This is a genomic window from Halomonas sp. A020 (genome assembly GCF_027943625.1).
GTDB classification, from domain to species: domain Bacteria; phylum Pseudomonadota; class Gammaproteobacteria; order Pseudomonadales; family Halomonadaceae; genus Vreelandella; species Vreelandella piezotolerans.
Window position 1 is genome coordinate 914,862 of sequence record NZ_AP022850.1, and the last position, 19,312, is coordinate 934,173.

Annotated in this window: 19 protein-coding genes; 5 read left to right on the top strand and 14 right to left on the bottom strand. The window is 59.3% G+C overall.

Annotated elements, in window-relative coordinates; all coding sequences use genetic code 11:
* Positions 1-20 precede the first annotated feature (20 nt).
* Positions 21-1,526 (top strand): AbgT family transporter, encoded by a 1,506-nt coding sequence (locus FRH_RS04195; RefSeq protein ID WP_281997857.1) that lies wholly within the window; start codon positions 21-23, stop codon positions 1,524-1,526.
* Positions 1,527-1,528: 2 nt separating this feature from the next.
* Here the strand turns inward: FRH_RS04195 and FRH_RS04200 are convergent, their stop codons facing one another.
* The 4 genes from FRH_RS04200 to FRH_RS04215 all read right to left on the bottom strand — a co-directional run bounded on the left by FRH_RS04200 (position 1,529) and on the right by FRH_RS04215 (position 5,605).
* The gene (locus FRH_RS04200; protein WP_139525910.1) at positions 1,529-2,425 is read right to left on the bottom strand and encodes a LysR family transcriptional regulator; all 897 of its coding nucleotides are present in this window, start codon (positions 2,423-2,425) and stop codon (positions 1,529-1,531) included.
* A 223-nt stretch (positions 2,426-2,648) separates the two neighbouring features.
* Positions 2,649-4,154, bottom strand: a complete 1,506-nt coding sequence (locus FRH_RS04205) for a tripartite tricarboxylate transporter permease (RefSeq protein WP_239296874.1) — start codon at positions 4,152-4,154, stop codon at positions 2,649-2,651.
* Between the two features lie 12 nt (positions 4,155-4,166).
* Entirely contained in the window at positions 4,167-4,616 is a 450-nt protein-coding gene (locus FRH_RS04210; protein ID WP_281997858.1) for a tripartite tricarboxylate transporter TctB family protein, read from the bottom strand.
* Positions 4,613-5,605: a tripartite tricarboxylate transporter substrate binding protein gene (locus FRH_RS04215; protein ID WP_044630600.1), complete on the bottom strand. Its 993-nt coding sequence runs from the start codon at positions 5,603-5,605 to the stop codon at positions 4,613-4,615. Before FRH_RS04215 ends, FRH_RS04210 begins: the two co-directional genes overlap by 4 nt.
* Before the next feature lie 139 nt (positions 5,606-5,744).
* On the opposite strand from FRH_RS04215, the gene FRH_RS04220 reads away from it, so the two are divergent.
* The 3 genes from FRH_RS04220 to FRH_RS04230 are packed head-to-tail and all read left to right on the top strand — an operon-like array spanning position 5,745 to position 8,862.
* Positions 5,745-6,413, top strand: a complete 669-nt coding sequence (locus FRH_RS04220) for a response regulator (RefSeq protein ID WP_139525914.1) — start codon at positions 5,745-5,747, stop codon at positions 6,411-6,413.
* Positions 6,410-7,819, top strand: a complete 1,410-nt coding sequence (locus FRH_RS04225) for a sensor histidine kinase (protein WP_281997859.1) — start codon at positions 6,410-6,412, stop codon at positions 7,817-7,819. Before FRH_RS04220 ends, FRH_RS04225 begins: the two co-directional genes overlap by 4 nt.
* A complete protein-coding gene (locus tag FRH_RS04230) occupies positions 7,819-8,862 on the top strand; it encodes an ABC transporter substrate-binding protein (protein ID WP_281997860.1) in 1,044 nt (347 codons plus the stop codon). The genes FRH_RS04225 and FRH_RS04230 overlap by 1 nt, the downstream gene beginning before the upstream one ends.
* Positions 8,863-8,990: 128 nt before the next feature.
* Here the strand turns inward: FRH_RS04230 and FRH_RS04235 are convergent, their stop codons facing one another.
* Positions 8,991-9,431 carry a universal stress protein gene (locus FRH_RS04235; protein WP_139525917.1) on the bottom strand — a complete coding sequence of 147 codons (441 nt, stop codon included), beginning with the start codon at positions 9,429-9,431 and terminating at the stop codon, positions 8,991-8,993.
* 174 nt (positions 9,432-9,605) lie between these two features.
* Here FRH_RS04235 and FRH_RS04240 point away from each other — a divergent pair, with 174 nt between their 5' ends.
* Positions 9,606-10,508, top strand: a complete 903-nt coding sequence (locus tag FRH_RS04240) for a LysR family transcriptional regulator (protein ID WP_096921917.1) — start codon at positions 9,606-9,608, stop codon at positions 10,506-10,508.
* Between the two features lie 20 nt (positions 10,509-10,528).
* Here the strand turns inward: FRH_RS04240 and FRH_RS04245 are convergent, their stop codons facing one another.
* The 9 genes from FRH_RS04245 to FRH_RS04285 form a co-directional block, all read right to left on the bottom strand.
* Entirely contained in the window at positions 10,529-11,335 is an 807-nt protein-coding gene (locus FRH_RS04245; protein WP_139525918.1) for a universal stress protein, read from the bottom strand.
* A gap of 34 nt (positions 11,336-11,369) precedes the next feature.
* Positions 11,370-12,557: a benzoate/H(+) symporter BenE family transporter gene (locus tag FRH_RS04250; RefSeq protein ID WP_139525919.1), complete on the bottom strand. Its 1,188-nt coding sequence runs from the start codon at positions 12,555-12,557 to the stop codon at positions 11,370-11,372.
* A gap of 78 nt (positions 12,558-12,635) precedes the next feature.
* Positions 12,636-13,367 (bottom strand): ABC transporter ATP-binding protein, encoded by a 732-nt coding sequence (locus FRH_RS04255; RefSeq protein ID WP_139525920.1) that lies wholly within the window; start codon positions 13,365-13,367, stop codon positions 12,636-12,638.
* Positions 13,364-14,131, bottom strand: coding sequence for an ABC transporter ATP-binding protein (locus FRH_RS04260; RefSeq protein WP_139525921.1), 768 nt, complete (start codon positions 14,129-14,131; stop codon positions 13,364-13,366). Before FRH_RS04260 ends, FRH_RS04255 begins: the two co-directional genes overlap by 4 nt.
* A gap of 2 nt (positions 14,132-14,133) precedes the next feature.
* Positions 14,134-15,189 carry a branched-chain amino acid ABC transporter permease gene (locus FRH_RS04265; RefSeq protein WP_231125581.1) on the bottom strand — a complete coding sequence of 352 codons (1,056 nt, stop codon included), beginning with the start codon at positions 15,187-15,189 and terminating at the stop codon, positions 14,134-14,136.
* A gap of 12 nt (positions 15,190-15,201) precedes the next feature.
* Positions 15,202-16,062 carry a branched-chain amino acid ABC transporter permease gene (locus FRH_RS04270; protein WP_281997861.1) on the bottom strand — a complete coding sequence of 287 codons (861 nt, stop codon included), beginning with the start codon at positions 16,060-16,062 and terminating at the stop codon, positions 15,202-15,204.
* A 64-nt stretch (positions 16,063-16,126) separates the two neighbouring features.
* Entirely contained in the window at positions 16,127-17,299 is a 1,173-nt protein-coding gene (locus tag FRH_RS04275; RefSeq protein WP_139526233.1) for an ABC transporter substrate-binding protein, read from the bottom strand.
* A 101-nt stretch (positions 17,300-17,400) separates the two neighbouring features.
* Positions 17,401-17,889, bottom strand: a complete 489-nt coding sequence (gene benB / locus FRH_RS04280; RefSeq protein ID WP_096921910.1) for a benzoate 1,2-dioxygenase small subunit — start codon at positions 17,887-17,889, stop codon at positions 17,401-17,403.
* Between the two features lie 32 nt (positions 17,890-17,921).
* Positions 17,922-19,289, bottom strand: a complete 1,368-nt coding sequence (locus FRH_RS04285) for a Rieske 2Fe-2S domain-containing protein (protein ID WP_139525922.1) — start codon at positions 19,287-19,289, stop codon at positions 17,922-17,924.
* Positions 19,290-19,312 lie beyond the last annotated feature (23 nt).

Sequence of the window (19,312 nt, forward strand, 5' to 3'; positions counted from 1 at the left end):
CTTAAAATAAGGAAACTGTCATGCAAGGTGTTCTCGCATCCATCGAACGGGTAGGCAACAAGCTGCCGCACCCGTTTATCCTATTCGCGATCTTGGCCGCGCTGGTGGTGGTCATTTCCGCCATTTTAGCGGCGCTAGGCGTCTCGGCGATCAACCCACAAACCGAGGCTGAAGTGACCGTTCGCAGCCTGCTCTCGGCGGATGGTGTGGAGTTCATGCTGACCAGCGTGGTCAGCAACTTCGTCAACTTCCCGCCGCTTGGTCTGATTCTGGTGGTCATGTTCGGCATTGGGCTGGCCGATAAAGTCGGCCTGATGTCGACGCTGATGCAGGTGAGCGTCGCCAAAGCACCGCCTTCGCTGCTGACGTTCTGCGTATTTATGGCGGGTATTTGCGGCAGCATCGCCTCCGATGCCAACTACCTCATCCTGATTCCGCTGGCCGCGATGGTCTACTACTCGGTAGGCAGGCACCCGGTGGCCGGGGCCGCCGCCGCGTACGCCGCCGCCGGGGCTGGATTCGATGCCAGCCTGTTCATTACCGTGGGCGATGCGCTGTTTGCGGGTATCACGACCGATGCTGCTCGGCTGGTGGATCCAGATGCCTACATTTCGCCCGTGGATAACTACTACTTCGTGGCCTGCTCGGTCTTCGTGCTAGCAGCCGTCGGCACCCTGCTGGTCGATAAAGTGGTGGAGCCACGACTACAGCGCACGCTCCCCATGGGTAAAGATTTCAAAACCGAGGTGGTCACGCCGACGTTGACGGAAGCCGAGAAGCGCGGCCTCAAGCGCGTGGGACTGGCAACGCTGGCCTACATTGCCCTAGTGCTGATGGTGGTGCTACCCGAAGCCTCGCCGCTGCGCAACGAAGACGGCGGTTTGATTCCTTCGCCGTTTCTGCGCTCGCTCGTGCCGCTGATGTTTATCTACTTCGTCACCATTGGATTGGTGTACGGCATCACCACCGGCAAGATTACTCGCAGCCGTGACGTGCCCCAGCGCATGGCGGAATCGGCCAGCGACCTCGCCCCTACTCTGGTGCTGTTCTTCGCGATTTCGCAGTTCATTGCCTACTTCCGCTGGTCGGAGCTTGGCCAGTTCATTGCCATCGAAGGTTCGAACGTGCTGCAAAGCACGGGCTTTACCGGGCTTCCCCTCGTTGGCGCGTTCATTGCCATGAGCGCGGTGCTGAACGTCTTCATGACCAGCGGCTCGGCGCAGTGGGCTCTCATGGCCCCGGTATTCGTACCCATGCTGATGATGATCGACTTCGACCCCGCCTTCGTACTGGCGATGTTCCGGATTGGCGATTCCAGCACCAACATCATTTCGCCCATGAGCCCCTACTTCTCCGTGGCGCTGGTGTACATGCAGCGCTACAAACCGGACATGGGACTGGGCACGCTGATTGCCACCATGCTGCCCCTTGCCATGGGCTTCTTGCTAGCGTGGTCGGCGTTCCTGATGTTCTGGCTGATGATGGGATGGCCGATTGGCCCGGGTGTTTACATGATGGCGAGCTAACGCTACTGCATCGCCATCATCAGCTTCCACAAATAGTCGGCAGCGGGCGAGAGCCTTCTGCCGACACGCTTGACCAAGTTGCCCTGGCTGCTGGCCGCCATGGGGTGATCGATCGGGATCGCCTTCAACAGCCCCGCCTCGATCTCGCTGCGTGCAGCGGCCGCCGTCATGAACGACACGCCAATGCCCGCGCTCGCCATACGCCGCGAGACGGAGTGCAAATTACAGCGGTATGCGGGGGTGGCAGGCTGCCCCGCCGCGCCCAATAGCGCATTCACGAACTGCTGCGAGCCCGACACGTCGGGCAGAAAGATCAGCTTATGCTGCAGCAGTTCCGCCACGCTCACCCGCTCATGGTTGGCCAACGCATGGGAAGGTGCCACGAGCGCACACAGCGGCCCCCTTTCAAACGAGTGCACCACCAAGCGCGGGTCGGAGATCGGCCCATAGGTGATGGCAATGTCGACCTCGTCGTTGGCCACCATCTCATGGGGTTCGCGAGGGTAGTAAATGCCGGTTTTGATCTCGATGAGCACATCTGGGTAGTGCTCAGAGACCCGCTTCATTACGTGATTGATAAAGCTATCCACAAAGCCATCGCCCACCGACACCACCACTTTCCCGGCCTGCAAGTTACGTAGCCGCGACAGCGTATCGCCCAGCTCAGAGTTCAGCCGCCGCTGGGCCAAAAAGCCATCCACCACCAGCTGACCCGCCTCCGTGAGCATGACATGCCGCCCCTGACGCTCCAGCAGTGCCATGCCCAGCGCCTGCTCCAACGAGCGGATCTGCCGGCTCACCACCGACGGGTTGGTATGCAAATGCTCCGCCGCCGCGCGAATACCGCCGCAGCTGCTGACCTCCAAGAGATAGAAGGCACGTTTGTCGAGTAGGGTCATGGAGGCTTCATCCAGAGCGTGGTGCACTCAAAGCGTGCTAACGATTGACGAACATCCTAGCGGTTACGCGCGAACGGTCAATTCGATGAAGGCCATGGGGAATAAAAACGGTTAGGCACGTCACGTAGCATGCTGGCCGAGCCAATCTATGCATGTGCAATAACGATCGCCCTGGCACCGCGACACGGCCCAGGGCGAGAAAGGCTGTCAAACGAGCACTGCGTTAGCGGGTGCTGGGTTGACGCGCGGCCAGCAGTTTGGGTATCCACCAGGGCAGCACCAGTAGCAGCACCGCGGCCACCCAGAGCCCTAAGGAAATGCCCGATTGCCATAGGATTCCGACGTCGCCACCGCTAATGGAGAGGGCACGGCGCAGGTTCTGCTCCATCAGTCCGCCCAGCACGTAGCCCAGGATGACGGGGGCCAACGAGAAACCCAGCTTACGCAGCAGATAGCCAAACACGCCGATCAGCAGCATCAAATAGATGGCGAAGAGATCGGAGTGAAGCTGATACACCCCAACGAACGCCAAAATGGCAATGGCGGGCACGAGCACCCAACGCGGAATGGTCAGCACCCGAGCGAAGACACCGGCCAGCGGCAGGTTGAGCATCAGCAAGACGATGTTGCCAATGTACAGAGACGCGATCAGCCCTCCGGCCACTTCAGGACGTTCGGTAAACATCATCGGGCCCGGCGTGATGTTGTAGAGCATCAGCGCACCGAGCAGGACCGCCGTCGTACCCGAGCCAGGGATGCCCAAGGTCAGCATGGGCACGAACGAACCTACCGCCGCGGCATTGTTGGCCGATTCCGGCGCTGCCAGCCCGCGCATGTCGCCGGTGCCGAAGGTGTTATCTTTATCGGAGAGGCGCTTTTCCGTGGTGTAGGAGACGGCCCCTGCCACCGACGCGCCGGTGCCCGGCAGTACGCCGATGATGAAGCCGATCAATCCCGAGCGGATGATGGCTCCTTTACACCACAGCACCTCTTTGAGACGGACGAAAACGCGCCCCAGCACCGGCAGCTCGCCGTCGTCGCCCTTGCGCTGCGAGTGCTCCAGCATCAGCAGAATTTCACTAATGGCGAATAAGCCGATGATCATCACGACGAAATCGATCCCGTCGTAAAGCTCGGGCATACCGAAGGTGTAACGCAAAACACCGCTGCCTGAGTCGATGCCGACGGTGCCAATCAGAATGCCGAGGACGGCGCCAATCGCCGTTTTGATGGGGTCTTTGCCCATCATCACCGACATGGACGAAAACGCGAAGACCATGAGGGCAAAAAACTCTGCCGGGCCGAACAGTACGGCCACCTTAGCCAGCAGCGGCGCAAAGAGCGTCAACCCTAGAATGGCAATGGTCGCGCCAATGAAGGAGCTCACGGCGGACAACCCCAACGCTGGCCCTGCCAGCCCTCGCTGCGCCAGCGGATAGCCATCCAAGGTAGTCATCACCGCACCGGCGTCACCCGGGACGTTGAGCAAAATACTCGACATGCGGCCGCCATATTCAGCGCCGGTGTAGACCGCGGCCAGCAAGATCAATGAAGACTCGGCGGGTAACCCTAGCGTGTAGGCCAGCGGCATGAGAATCGCAATGCCGTTGATGGGGCCAATGCCTGGCAAGGCGCCAAACAGCGTGCCCAGCAGGGCACCCAGCAACGCCAAGCCTAGATTGAGTGGGGTTAGCGCAACGCCAAACCCCTCGATAAGGAAATCGAACATCGTAGCAACCCGTTAAAGAAAGGAGGCGAACCAGTAGCCGGTGGGCAGGCTGATCCCGAGGGCCGTAGTGAACAGAAAATAACCGACCACCGGCATGAGGACGCCGGTCATCAGGGCTTTCACCCAAGAGGCGCCGAATAGCCTTGCCAGCGCCGTGACCGCCAGTAGCGATGAGACGATGAATCCCAGTTGCGTGAACAGCACGGCATAGGCCAACAGCAGCGCCAGTACCAGGAGTAGCCGAAGGGCCAACGTTTTATGGGGCCATTCCCCATCCGGCCCCGGCCTAAAGACCATGACCAGTGCGAGCAGTGCCAACACGATGGCGAGCACGATCGGAAAGGCCTTGGGACCCACGGGTTCGTAGCTAAAGGTGGTTTTTAGCTGCATGGCCTGGACGGCGATGAACGCCGCCAGACCGATGAGCGCAATACCCAGCATTCGGTCGGCGGCGATTCTCATTGGGTCAGACCTACTTCTGCAGCTAAACCTTGGAACTCCGCGACCTGCTCTTGGACGTAGCGATCGAAGTCGTCACCGAACCGCGCCATGGGGAACAAACCTCGCGCCTCACGCAGCTCGGCGAAGACCGGGTCTTCCGCCAGTTGCTGCATGCGCTCCACCCACGCCTGGTACGCTTCATCACTGACCTCTGGCCCCATGTAGTACCCCCGCCAGATGGGCCACTCCACGTCATAGCCCTGTTCGGCAGCGGTCGGAATCTCTGCATAGGGCCCCTCCATACGCTCTTCGGAGAGCGCCGCCAACACGCGGATGGTGCCGCCCTCGAGCTGTGACCTCAGTTCGGACAGATCACCGGTGAACACCTGAATATGGTTACCTAACAAGGCGGCCAGCGCCTCACCACCGCCCTCGAAGGCCACGTAGCGCAGGTCTCTAGGCGACATATCGCCGGATTTCGCAATCAGCGCTGCCTTCATCCAGTCCTGGCTACCCACGGTGCCACCGGCACCGAAAGCAATCTCGTTCGGGTTCTCTTTCAGGTCCGCCATGAGGTCGCCAAGGTTCTGCCAGGGCGCATCGGCGCTGACGACGATCGCGCCGTAATCAACGCCCAAGGCCCCTAGCCAGCGCACTTCATCGGCGTCGTACTCGCCAAACTTGCCCAGCGCCAGGTTCACCGCCGCACCGGTGCTGGCCGCCACGATAAGACCGGGGTCATCCGTGCGCACGCCGTTGACATGGTTATACGCCACCGCCCCGATGCCGCCGGGCATGTAGCTCACCATCATGGGACGACTGATCAAGGCCGTCTCTTGCAGGCCGTTCGCCGCCAAGCGACACGTCAAATCGTAGCCACCGCCCGGTTTGGCAGGTGCGATACACTCGGTCGCGTCGGGGATGGCTTGAGCGTGTGCCTGGCCCATCAGCAGAGCACTACTCATCAGGGCGAGACGAGAGGCGTGGCGTAGCGTAGCGTTGAGCTTCATGACGAACTCCTATTGTTTTATGGTACGCGGGAGCAGGAAAGCCCGAACCCGTTCATACTGGAATGACCAGCGCCATGTTAGGCAGGCAACCTTTCATCAACCTGTCATTTACTTGATCACCTCCTGAGACTTTAGTCATATGCGTCTAATCATCGTCGAAGACGATCCGATGATCGCCCGCTCGCTGGATCACGCGTTATCCCCGCTGGGCAATAGCGTCGACGCCTTCTCACGGCTAAAGGATGCACGTGCGGCGCTCCGCCATGACCGCTTCGATCTCCTGCTGCTTGATTTGGGCCTGCCCGATGGCAACGGGCTGGAGCTGCTGAGCGAGTTACGTGAGCGTGGCGATAAAACCCCCGTACTGATCCTGACGGCCAGAGACGGCATCGAAGATCGCGTCAAGGGGCTTGATCTAGGCGCCGACGACTACCTGGCCAAGCCGTTTTCATTGGCGGAGCTCGAAGCGCGCGTACGCGCACTGCTGCGCCGCAGCCAGCAGCGCAGCGATAATCGTCTGATGCTAGGACCGCTGTGCCTCGACCCAATGGCGGGCACGGCCACACTCGACGGGGTCACGCTTGCCCTGCCCCGCCGCGAGCGACGCCTGCTCGAAGGGCTCTTGCTGCACGCTGGCAGTATTGCCCCACGGGAGATGCTGGAAAGTCGCGTGTTCAGCTTTGGTGATGTCGGCTCTAATGCACTGGAGGTGTACGTTAGCCGGTTACGTAAGCGCCTTCAGGGCAGCGGTTTGCACATCCGCACGTTTCGTGGCCTCGGCTATCGGCTCGAGGAAGCGCCGACGTGACCCAGGTCGTAGGTTCGTTGAAGGCGCGTTTGGCGATTTGGCTGCTGGTCATGGTCTCGGGGCTAGGGGCACTGCTCTTGATGGAGGCCTATGGCGCCTCTCAGCGTGCCGCCGAACGCGCTTTCGATAGCCAGCTGGCCGCCGCCGCGCTGACGGTGGCCGATGCGATTCAGTGGGAAGGCCGCGACCCTGTCGTCAGCATTCCCCTCGCTGCGCTGCAGATTCTCGCCACCGCCCATCAGGAGCGGGTTTTCTACACCGTGCTCGATCACGATGGGCGACGCATTTCGTATAACCTCGACATCGTCATTCCCGAGGCCGATCAGGCCGCGGCAGCGGACGCCCCGATTTGGCGGGACACGACCCAGGCTGGCACGCGGTGGCGGCTGCATGGGCGTGAATACGACTCGGCTGGCTGGGACATTCAGGACCCGGTACAGATATGGGTCGGTCATACGACCGAAGGTCGACGCGTCTTGACCCATGAACTCTTCGAGCGCGCGATCCTCCGCTTCGTCGCCATGGTGCTGCTGGCCGCTCTCTTGATGCTGCTGGCGATGCGCGTGGCGCTAACCCCGATGCGCCAGCTACGCCATCGTCTGCGCCAACGTCAGGCCGACGACATGCGCCCCCTCGATATGCAGGTTCCGGAAGAGCTGCGCGAGATGGTCGAGGCATTGGATACTCTGTTCAGCCGACAGCGCAAGAGTCGCGACAATTTACTCCGCTTTACGGCCGACGCCAGCCATCAGCTCAAAACGCCGCTGGCCGGCCTACAAAGCACCAGCGAACTGGCGCTGCAGAGTCATGCTCCCGACGTGTGGTATCAGGCGCTTGTCGATGTCCACGAGGGTGCCCAGCGTACCAGCCGTCTAGCCGGACAGCTGCTCAGCCTGGCGCGACTTCGTCACATGGAGGAGGCAGAAGAGAGTCAGCCGCTCGACCTGGGGGCGCTGCTCCGCGACAGCGTGCTCGAGTGGGCCCAGCGCGACATGGCGGCTCAGCATGATCTTGGGCTCGCAGAGCTGCCTAGTGAGCCGATGGTCGTGCAGGGGCAAGCCTGGGCGCTGCGCGAACTGCTGGGTAATCTCATCGATAACGCGCTGCGCTATACGCCGCCGGGCAGCGAAATCACGCTAGGCCTTTACGCCAACGACGAGGGGATCGTGCTGTACATCGACGACAATGGCCCTGGGGTGGACGCCGAGGTTCGCCATCGACTGCGGCAACCCTTCGAGCGCGGCGGACGCCAGGATACTCACGGCTCGGGATTGGGCCTTGCCATTGTGGATAACATTGCACAGCGCCACGCGGCCACGCTCGAGATCAAAGAGCGCCTCCCCCAAGGGCTACGCATCGAGGTGCACTTTCAACCGTCAGTTCAACCGTTAGAGGAGCTAGCGTGATGCAGCGTGTATGGGTAGTGGCGTTACTGATAGGGGGCTCGCTCGCGTCCTTGCCCAGCCTGGCCGTCACGCCACTCGTGGTCGAAGCCGCCTTGGATCGGCAGGTGGTCGCACCGCTGCTGGCCACTTTCGAGCAGGCCCACCCGGGCATCGAGCTGAGCTACCGTGACAGGAGCACCTTGGAAGTGGACCGCTTAGTCGTGGCGGCCGACCCGCCGCCCGATGTGGTGATCAGCTCCGCCATGCCTTGGCAGATGAACCGCATCAATCAAGGCTACGCCCAACGGCTGGACTCCGAGCTGGCCAACGAGTGGCCCGAATGGGCGAAATGGCGTAATGAGGTGTTTGGGTTTACCTTCGAGCCGATCGTCATGGCCTACCGGCTCGATCTAGCGCGCCATATGCTGCCGCCGCACACCCATGCGGATTTACAGCGCCTACTGGAGACCCAGCGCGATACGTTGCAAGGCAGGGTCACCACCTATTCGCCGTCCGAGAGCGGGATCGGCTACACGCTCTTTCAGCAAGATGCGCGCTATACCGAGCGATTTTGGGACCTGGTCACCGCGCTTGGCGCAAACGATGCGCACCTCGCTCCCAATACCCGAAAGATGCTCGAAGGGCTATCGGAAGGACGCTACTGGCTGGGCTATAACCTGCTGGGTTCCTACGCCATGGTGTGGGCCCAAGAGCATCCCGAAGTGATCGTTCAGGTTCCCCAGGATTACGCCTTGGTGGTAATGCGCACCGGCTTCATCCACCGTGATGCGCCCAACCCTCGCGCCGCCCAAGCCTTCATGAACTTTCTGCTCAGCCGTGATGGCCAGCGGGTGCTCGCAGCACAAACCCCGCTGTTCAGCGTCCGCCCCGACATCATAGGACCCTATACGGCGCAGCGCCTTCGCGACCAAGTCGGCGACCGCCTCTACCCCATTCCACTCAACGCCTCGGTGCTGGCTTTCGTCGACCCCCAACGCCGCCAAGCGTTCATGGCGCGCTGGGCGCGTGAGTTCGACCGCTCTTGGCGTGAGGGGGATCAGTGATGACTGCTAATGGAAGCCCAGCGTCCGCTATGGTGGTACTCAAGGCGGGTCATATTTTGAGGTAAATAAAAAAGTTCTCTGAATACCTGACATCGGCCCATGGGTTCGTTGGGCGCCAGACGGACAACTCAACTAACTGTAATAACGCCACATTGTGCCAAGTGCCCTACCTTATGCGATACGCTTCCCGCGACCATACCGCCTAAATCACTGAGTCCGCGACTACCCATCACGATCACGTCGACGCCTTCGCGCCTTGATACTTCCAATATGATATCGACAGGCCTGCCTTGTTCGATCATTGTCTCGATATTGCGGATGCCTTTCGCTTTAGCAAACGTTTCGGCTTCTTCAAGCAGTGCCTCGCCCGCTGACGCCAAGTGTTCGGACGTTGCATCACTTGCAAGCACGCCGACACCCCAGATCAGCTTGGTAGTGTTACCAACCACCTCAGGAATATGCAGCACGTAAACCTTCGTACTGTTTTGCTCTGACAATTTGCACGCCACGGACAGCGCATGCTGTGAGTGTACAGAACCATCGATAGGCACCAAAATCTTGGTATACATAACATCTCCGACATTGACTAAAGTATGAGAAATATCCTTCAGCAAAACTGATAGCTTATACTTTTTAGGTATTTTGAGCGCTCTGCCAGAAAGATTAATTATAGCTAGAAAATGCCATTTCCATTGGCATTTCTCCAATATCTTTCGGACAGAAAGCCATACCCAGGAGGTATAATGGAGCTACGCCATCTTAGATACTTCTGCGTGGTTGCCGAAGAGCTAAACTTCACGTCTGCCGCAGAGCGGCTCCATATGTCGCAACCTCCGCTTTCTCGTCAGATCAAGCAGTTGGAGCAAGAGGTAGGCACGGAACTGTTCGAGCGCAGTTCACGAGGCCTACAGCTCACCCCATCAGGCATTTTCTTTCAACAACACGCCATACAAATATTAGAAAAAGTCGATGTTACGGTGGAGGCTACTCGCCATATGGCGCGCCATAAACGTCAGCTATTTGGGATTGGCTTTGTGCCTTCGGTTTTCTATGGGCAGTTGCCCACGCTCGTGCGTGATTTAAGACAAATGGACAATGTCGAGCTATCGTTAGCGGAGCTGACGACGGTGCAGCAAATTCAGGCTTTGAAAGCCGGGCGGATCGATATGGGGTTTGGCCGTATCAGAATCGACGACCCCGATGTGGAGCAGGACATTCTTTTCGAGGAGCCCATTATCGCGGCGTTACCCAGCGGCCACCCGCTCGAAGGAACGACCCCCAGCTGTGAAGAGCTTGCCCGCTACCCCCTCATTCTCTTTCCCGCCAAACCACGCCCGAGCTTAGCCGACATGGTACTTGGCATTTTTCGTAGGCGAGGCTTGAAGGTTCAGGTCTTTCAAGAAGCGAACGAGGTGCAAACGGCACTCAGCCTCGTCGCTTCTGGCATTGGCATCACGCTCGTACCGGAACAAGTCAAGCGTGTGCAGCGAGATGGCATCACCTATGTCTATTTAGCGGATAGCAGTATCACTTCCCCCGTTATCTGTAGCCGTCGCCGTGGTGAAAAGCCATCTCACGTCATGCAAACGGCCAATGCCATTTTGGATGTGCTAGTCGATAACCGACGCTCGGGACGGTATCCGTAGCCTCACACGCATCGATCGCACTAGGGACGGAGCACGACGACCGGGCACGGCGCTTCATGAACGACCTCGTGACTGACGCTGCCTGCCACTACCTGAGAAAGGCCGCTGCGGCCATGGGTCGTCATCGCCAGCATGGTATGGTGACTATCTGCTAGGTAGCTCACGATAGACGCCGCTGGGTCGCCATGAAGCACCTCCCAGTCAACCTCCAGTGCTTGGTCTTTTCCAACGCGGCGCGCCAACCCCGATAAATACGCCGACTCCGAGACATCGGCGGGGGCCAACGATGTCGGTTTGTTGAACGTTGGGGTATCGAGTACTTGTAGCAGCTGTAAGCGCGCGCCTAATCGTTTGGCTAGTTCGGCCGCATGGGGCAGCATTTTTTCAGAGAGTGCAGACCCATCGACACATACCGCCAATACATCGACGTGCTGGTGAGCGCGACCACTATAACGTGGTCCGCATAAAAAAACGGGCCGTCGAGAACGCCGAACCACGCCAGCCGTCACGCTTCCGATCAGCATTTCCGGCACCGGGCGACGTCCATGAGCCATCATGCATACCCCCACCTCCTCCCGATTGGCCAGCGCTCCCAGGTAGTCCTTGACGCTGTGATGAGCAATCACTTCCAGCGCCATATCGTCGACACGTTGCGCCTTGAGGCGTGCTTTTAGCAGCGCCGAACGTGAACTGACGTCTGCTTGTTCGAGCACCACGGAGACGGCCTTCATCTCTACGCCCAGCTGCGACGCGAGGCGTCGACCAAATTCGATGGAGGTCACCGCTCCTTCACTGTCATCAATAGCCACGACGATCGTCTTCATCATTCCTCTCCAGTGACGGTGTCAGCCGCCTTTGTTGTTATTGCGTGTCATTGTTCAGTGGCGCAAAGCGCCGGTGCAGTAGGTTGTACGCCAGTCCGCCAACGACCACGCCCCAGAAAGCCGACCCGAGCCCCAAAAAGCTCACCCCGGATGCCGTGGCGACGAAGGTCAACACCGAGGCTTCCAAGTGGCTCTTCTCGGCGGCGAACGCGCTGATGTTGCTGCTTATCGCCCCCATCAACGCCAGTCCCGCCAGTACCGCCACGAAGGCATTCGGCAGCGAAGTAAATAGCGCCACGATGGTGCCTGCAAACAGACCGCCCACGAGATAGAACACACCGTTGGCCACGCCGGCAACGTAGCGCTTGTCCGGATCTTCATGCGCTTCTTTGCTGGTGCAGATTGCGGCGGTAATGGCCGCGATCACCGTCGTGATGCCGCCAAAAAAGGCTGTCAGCAGCGACGTTACGCTGGCCACCGTGACAATGGGCTTGGCAGGCGTCGTGTAGCCCGAGGTACGCAATATCGCCATGCCCGGTAGGAACTGGCCCGTCAGGCTGACGAGTACCAGCGGTATCGCCAAGCTCAAGGTCGCCTTCCATGTCCAATCGGGCTGGATGAACTGCGGCTGCGCCAACTGAACGCCGACACCCTCGAGGCTGGCTCCCTCCAAGAGAACCGCCAACACGACACCGACCAACAATAGGCAAATCAAGCTGTAGCGCGGCGTCAGACGTTTGAAAACCAGATAAGCGATCATCATTCCAATCACCAACGTCGGCACATTGCGCAACGACTCGAAGATGCCGACGCCGAATTGGAACAAGATGCCGGCCATCATGGCACTGGCAATGCCGGGAGGAATCAGCTGGATGATACGATCGAACGATCCGGTGATGCCGATCACGAATAACAGGATGGCGGCCGTCAGGTAAGCGCCCACCGCTTCGTTGAGCGACAGCTCTGGAAAAAGCGTCACCAACAGGGCGGTTCCCGGCGCCGACCACGCGGTCACCACCGGCACCTTCAACCACATGCTCAGCAAAATCCCCGAGATGGCGGCCCCCATGGAGATGGCCCAGACCCAGGAGGTCATCATCGTGCTCGAGATGTCAGCACTCTGAGCGGCCTGAAAAAAGATGGCCAGCGGTCCAGAGTACGAGACCAGCACGGCCACGAAGCCTGCGGTGATCGCAGACACCGACCAGTCTTTGTGTAATTGCATACCCACAGTATCCCAACGCGATTAAGGGTCACTACCCTGTGTAATGGCCTGGCAAAGAGAGCTCGGCCAGGCCTTCCATTACGCAACGCCCAGGTGCGTTTCCAACAGTCCTGGGTTATTCCTGAGCCCCTGTGAATCACCGCTGTACTTCACTTCCCCTTTCACTAACAGCAAGTGCTTCTCAGCCACTTCCAGCAGGTTATCGATGTTTTTATCGACGATGATCGTCGAGATGCCCGTGGCCTTGATAGTGCGAATGATGTTCCAGATTTCATCGCGTATCAGCGGCGCCAAGCCTTCGGTGGCTTCATCGAGGATCATCAGATCGGGGTTCGTCGTCAGCGCTCGACCAATCGAGAGCATCTGCTGCTCCCCGCCCGACAGCAGCGCGCCATCATGGTTAATGCGTTGCCCCAGGCGCGGAAACGTGTCCAGCACGCGTTCCATGGTCCAGGGGGTCTCTCCCCGCTCATTGGGGCGCGCCGCCATAATGAGATGCTCACGCACGCTGATCCCAGGAAAGATGCCACGCCCTTCGGGTACGTAGCCGATTCCCTGACGCATCAACTGCCATGGGCGTCGTTTCGCGGTCGACACGCCCTTGATATAAACGTCCCCACGGCGTGGTGGCACAAAACCGAGGATCGACTTCAACGTGGTGGTTTTTCCCATGCCGTTACGCCCTAACAAACTGAGCGTCTCTCCGGGCATTAGGGTCACATCGACGCCGTGCAACACATGGCTTTCGCCATAGTAGGCGTGCAGCCCGCGGGCTTCGATGAGGGGAGTCACGGTTGCGTCTGTGGTCATGCGGTTACTCCTTCGTCGTGACGTCCCAAGTAGACATCGCGCACCTTGTCGCTGGTACGTATCTGCTCCGTCGGGCCGCTTTCTAGGACACAGCCATCGACCATGACCGTGATGCGATTGGCCAAGCGGAAAACCGAATCCATATCGTGCTCGATCAACACCAGGGTGTAGCGGTCGGTCAAACTGGCGAGCAGCTCCGTGACCTGCGCCGTCTCTTCACGCCCCATGCCGGCCATCGGTTCGTCCAGCAGCATCAAGGAGGGTGCCGTAGCCAGCACCATGGCGATCTGAAGCTGGCGCTGCTCGCCGTAACTCATGTCCGAGGCGGTCGTGTGCGCCCGGTGGTTCAGCTGACAGGTTTCCAGCACCTCTTGGGCGCGCTCGCTCACCTGCTGCGCCGTGTGACGGGAACGCCAGCTGCCCAACACGCCGCCCATATGGATGCGTGCCGCTAGCTCACAATTCTGCAAGCAGCTAAGGCGTGGAAAAATATTGGTTTTCTGATGGCTGCGCCCAATGCCCAAGCGTGCAATTTGGCGAGCACTTTTGCCTTGAATCGCTTTTTGTCGATAGAGCACCTGGCCTTCCGACGGGGGGATCTCACCGGAGAGCAAATTGATCAAGGTGCTTTTGCCGGCGCCGTTGGGGCCCAAAATTGCATGTATTTCGTGGGCTTTCACATCAAAGTCCACGTCATTGACGGCAACGAGGCCACCAAAACGACGCGTCAAGCCCTGGGTGGCTAATACGATGTCATCACTCATGGCTAGTCCACCTTACTCTGTGTCACGGGCTGGGCGGAGACGGTCGCCTTTTCCGGCGCGTCATTGGCTGTCGTGCGGCGTTTGCGTGCCCAGGGAGGCGCGATCATCAGGCCTGCCACACCGCGCGGCAGCACCAACACTGCCACGATGATGGTCAGCCCCATCAAAATGGGCCAATGTGTCGTGGCATGCTCATAGACGAACAGCAGTATTTCATACGCGAAGGCACCTAGAATGGGGCCAAAGATGGTGCCTATGCCGCCCAGAATCAGCATCATCAGTACCTCGCCGGACGTGTGCCAGCCGAGCTGGGCTGGATTGGCGAAGCCGTACTGCATCGCCGCCAGCATGCCGGCAATCGAAGCCATCACCCCGGCAATCACGAAAGCGATCAGCTTGTAACCACTGGTGGCATAGCCCAGGGCCTGCATGCGGTGCTCGTTATCATGAATGCCGTCCAGCACCTGACCGAAGTAGGAGCGGGTCAGCCAGCGCAGAAAGAGGTACCCCGCCAACAGCGTTGCCAGGCAGAAGTAGAAGAAACTGTAAGGGTCATCCAAATCGACTAGCAGGGTATCGCCCACGGCCAAGCTGGGGCGGAACATGATGAAGACACCATCGGTGCCCCCCGCGAACTGAGACGTGCTAATGAAGTAGTAAAGCATCTGACCGAACGCCAGCGTCGTCATGATGAAGAAGATACCTTTGGTGCGAATGACCAAGAGGCCGACGATGAGCCCAACACAGGCCGACACGCCGATCACCAGAGGCAGCATCCACCACATGGAGGCTGGGCTAAAGTCAGGGCTGGCGAGGGCAAGCGTATAGGCGCCTAACCCGAAAAAGAGCGCGTGCCCCAGGCTCACCAGACCCACGATGCCCACGAGCAAATCGAGGCTCATGGCAAACAGCGCGAGAATCAGCATCAAGGTCAGCTTCTCCAGCATGAAATTGGCCTGATTGCCGAAGACCGCCTCGCCCCACAGCGGAAAGGTTGCCACTAGCGCCGTCAGTACCAACATGAGGTAGGCAACGCGCTTGGGATATCTATGTAACATTGCTTGTTCTCCTCACGCGAAAAGACCGCGCGGTTTCACCAAAAGAACCGCTGCCATGATCAGGTAGATCACCATGCTGGCGAGACTGGGAATGAGCACAGCGCCGAAGGTCGTGGCCATACCGATGATGATGGCCCCCCAAAAGGCACCCTTGATGGAGCCAATCCCCCCGATGACCACGACCACGAAGCAGGTGATCAAAATACTGTCACCCATGCCGGGGGCAATCGACGTGAGCGGCGCGGCAATCATGCCGGCAAAGGCGGTGAGCGCCACACCCACGCTAAAAATCAGTGTGAAGAGCGTACGGACATTGATACCGAGCCCCTCCACCATATCGCGATTCACGGCACCGGCCCGGATGATGATGCCCAGACGGGTATGGCGAATGACGCCATAGATGACGCCGGCCAACACCAGACAAACGCCCATGACGAAGAGCCGATAGACCGAATACTGCAGGTTGTCGGTGAGTTGGATACTGGCGTCGAACGGCGCAGGTACCGGCACGCGATGCACGTCGCCGCCCCAGATGATTCGCTGGGCTTCGTTGAGCACTAAAATCAACCCAAAGGTCAGCAGCACTTGATAGAGATGGTCGCGCTTGTAGAGCGTGTCGAGAAACAGCCGCTCGATGACCAGGCCGAGTGCGATAGCGATGGGGACCGCAACCAAGATGGCCAACCAGAAGTTGCCGAAACGCATGGTCAGGTCATACACCAAATAGGCACCGATCATGTACATGGCACCATGGGCCAAATTGATGATGCCCATGATCCCAAAAATCAGCGTTAACCCACTGGCTATCAAAAACAGCAGCAACCCATACTGGAGCCCATTGAGCAGCTGGACACCAAAAAATGCGAGATCCATAAGACCCCTCCGAGCATAAAAGGGGAAGCGGGATTGCCCCGCTCCCAAGCTGTACGAAGTGTCGTTACATCTGACAGGCGTCGTCGGGCACTTCTAGATTCTCGGCAGCAATGCTGACGACCTCGTGCTTGCCGTCACGAATCTCGCGGAGGTAGACATTCTGGATGGGGTGGTGGGAATCCGAGAAGCTCATCGGACCGCGCGGACTAGCTAACTGAACATTTGCCAAGACATCGATTAGTCGATCGCGGTCTGACGTGTCTCCACCGAGTACATTGAGCGCCTGGGCTAGCATCATGCCGGTATCGTAGCCTTGCACCGCGTACGTATCCGGCGCTTCTCCGTAGGCGTCTTCATAGGCGGCCACGAACGAGCGGTTCGCGTCGTTTTCTAGCGTCTCTGCGTAATGAAGCGTGGTCATGACGCCTTCACCCGCATCGCCCAGGGCGGCTAGATTACCTTCGGTAAGGAACCCGGACCCCAGCAGCGGGATGCTCTCGTTGAGCCCCGCCGCCGCGTAATCCCTCACGAAGCTGACACCACCGCCCCCCGCGAAGAAGGTGTACACGGCATCCGGCTGAAGGCTGGCAATCTGCGTCAGGTAACTCTGGAATTCGGTGCTCGGAAACGGCACGAGAATTTGCTGGACGATGTCACCGCCTTCGGCGGTAAAGGCCTCTTCAAAGCCCTCCAGGTCTTCTTTCCCCCCTGCATAGTCCCAGGTAATGGTCACGATGTTTCTATGCCCTTGCTCGTAGGCCACTTTTCCCATGGGATAGCTGTCTTGCCACATACTAAAGGAGGTGCGAAACACGTTCGGCATGCACAGTTCGTTGGTCGCCGCCCCAAGCCCTGCATTCGGAATGATCGTAATGGCGCCGGTTTGTTTGGCCACGCGCAGCATGCCCATCGCCACGCCTGAGTGTACCGGACCTATCACGAAGTCCACGTTGTCACCGTTGACCAAACGACTCATGTTTTGCGGAGCCTTGGAAGGATCGGCTTCGGAATCCAACTCGACGTACTCGACGTCGCGACCGCCCAACTGCCCCCCCTCCTGCTCGATGGCCAGCTTCAAGCCGTTAGTGATGGCTTCGCCCAGCGCTGTATAGGTGCCTGAATAAGGCAGCATCAGCCCCAGTTTCACGGGATCTTCATTCGCCGAAAGGCCCATGGCCGACAGCGTCAGAGTGGTACCCAGAGCAGCAACGAGAGTGGTCTTTTTGACATTTTTCATTATGGATTCACCAGGATTGTGTTGTTTTAGATTGTTATGTCCATCGCGCTTCGCGTTGATGGAAGACACGATCAGCGACGTCCCTGTCTCATCGATGCGGCTTATACGTGATACACGTCGATGACTTGATGGATGTAGTCGTTGTTCAGCTGCACGACTTTTCTTGTGATTAGCGGGCGCTCGCCCGAGACGTCCAGGGTGTAGAAGCTCGTGCCGAAGAAGCTGTCCGTCTTCTTGTAGCGGTGGCTCAGCGTGTGCCAGTTGAACCGCAGCTCGGCCGTCTGGTCGTCTTGCGACAGGATTTCGAGGTTGGTCACCTGGTGCGTGGTCCGCGGCTCCGGCGTGCTCGCCCCGCTGCGCTCGGTCTTGATCCGGTAGACCCGATCTTCCAGCCCTTCGCGGTTGGGGTAGTAGATCAACGAGATCTCGCTGTGCGGATCGCGGGTGAGCTGATCATCGTCGTCCCAGGCGGGCATCCAGAACTCGGCGTCCTTACGATACAGCGCAAGCCACTCGTCCCACTCGCGGTCATCTAGTAGGCGCGCTTCGCGGTATAAAAAGGCTTGGATGTCGTGATAGCTGATGCTCATGGCGTTCTCTCCTCTCTTCTGGCATCGGACGTTTAGGCGGTCGCCGTGGCGATGAACTGGCGACGCTCTTTGTCGATGGCGCGCAGCATTTCGCTGACCCAGTGTTGGTGGTGCAGCACGTAGAGCCCTTCGTCTTCGGGGGAGGCGCCGCTGAGCAGCGGTTTCATGTCGATGGCCTGGGCGTTCTCATCAGCCCCTTCGATCCATTGTTGGGCGCCGCGGGAGAGGTCGTTCCATTCGGCCAACGCGCCGTTGTAGCCTTCTTGGCAGGCGCGGAACTCTTCGAGGTCGTCCGGCGTGCCCATGCCGGAGACGTTGAAGAAGTCTTCGTATTGGCGGATACGTACGCGACGGTTTTCGGCCGACTCGCCTTTGGGGGCGAAGCAGTAGATCGTAACTTCGGTTCTGTTGACGTCGATGGGGCGCAGCACGCGGATCTGTGTGGAGAACTGGTCCATCAGGTAGACGTTGGGGTAGAGGCAGAGGTTGCGCGTCTGGTTGACGATGGCGTCGGCACGCGCCTCGCCTAGCTGCTCTTGGATCCACTCTTTTTCTTGGTAGACCGGGCGCACCTCGGGGTTGAGTAGCCGGGTCCAGAGCATCATGTGGCCGTTTTCGTAGGAGTAGAAGCCGCCTTTACTCTTCGACCAGCCGTCGGCGTCCACCGCCTTGGTACCACCGGCGTCGTAATTGCGGCGCTCCATGGTGGAGGCGTAGTTCCAGTGCACGGAGCTGACGTGATAGCCGTCGGCGCCGTTTTCGGCCTGCAGTTTCCAGTTGCCGGTGTAGGTGTAGGAGGAGGTGCCACGCAGCACTTCCAGACCCTCGGGGGCTTGGTCGACGATGTTGTCGATGACCTTGGTGGTTTCGCCCAGGTGCTGCTCGAGGGGCAGCACGTCGTCGCTGAGGCTGCCGAACAGGAAGCCTTTGTAGTTCTCGAAGCGCGGTAGGCGCTTGAGGTTGTGGGAGCCGTCTTGCTTGAACTGGTCGGGGTAGGCGCCAGTCTTTTCGTTTTTGGCTTTGAGCAGCTGGCCGTCGTTTTTGAAGGTCCAGCCGTGGAACGGGCAAGTGAAGGTGCCTTTGTTGCCGCGCTTGCGGCGGCATAGGGTGGCACCGCGGTGGGCGCAGGCGTTGATCAGGCCGTGCAGTTCGCCCTGCTTGTCGCGGGTGATGACGATCGGCTGACGGCCAACGGTGGTGGTGAAGTAGTCGCCCGGCTCGGCCACTTGGCTCTCGTGGGCCAGAAAGACCCAGTTGCCTTCGAAGATGTGCTTCATCTCCAGTTCGAAAAAGGCGGGGTCGGTGAACATGCTGCGGTGGCAGCGGAAAATGCCGTGATCCGGGTCGTCTTGTACCGCTCCGCGCACGCGGGCTTCGAGTTGATCAAGCTGTGTGGTCATGATCGCTCTCCTCGTTAGGATGT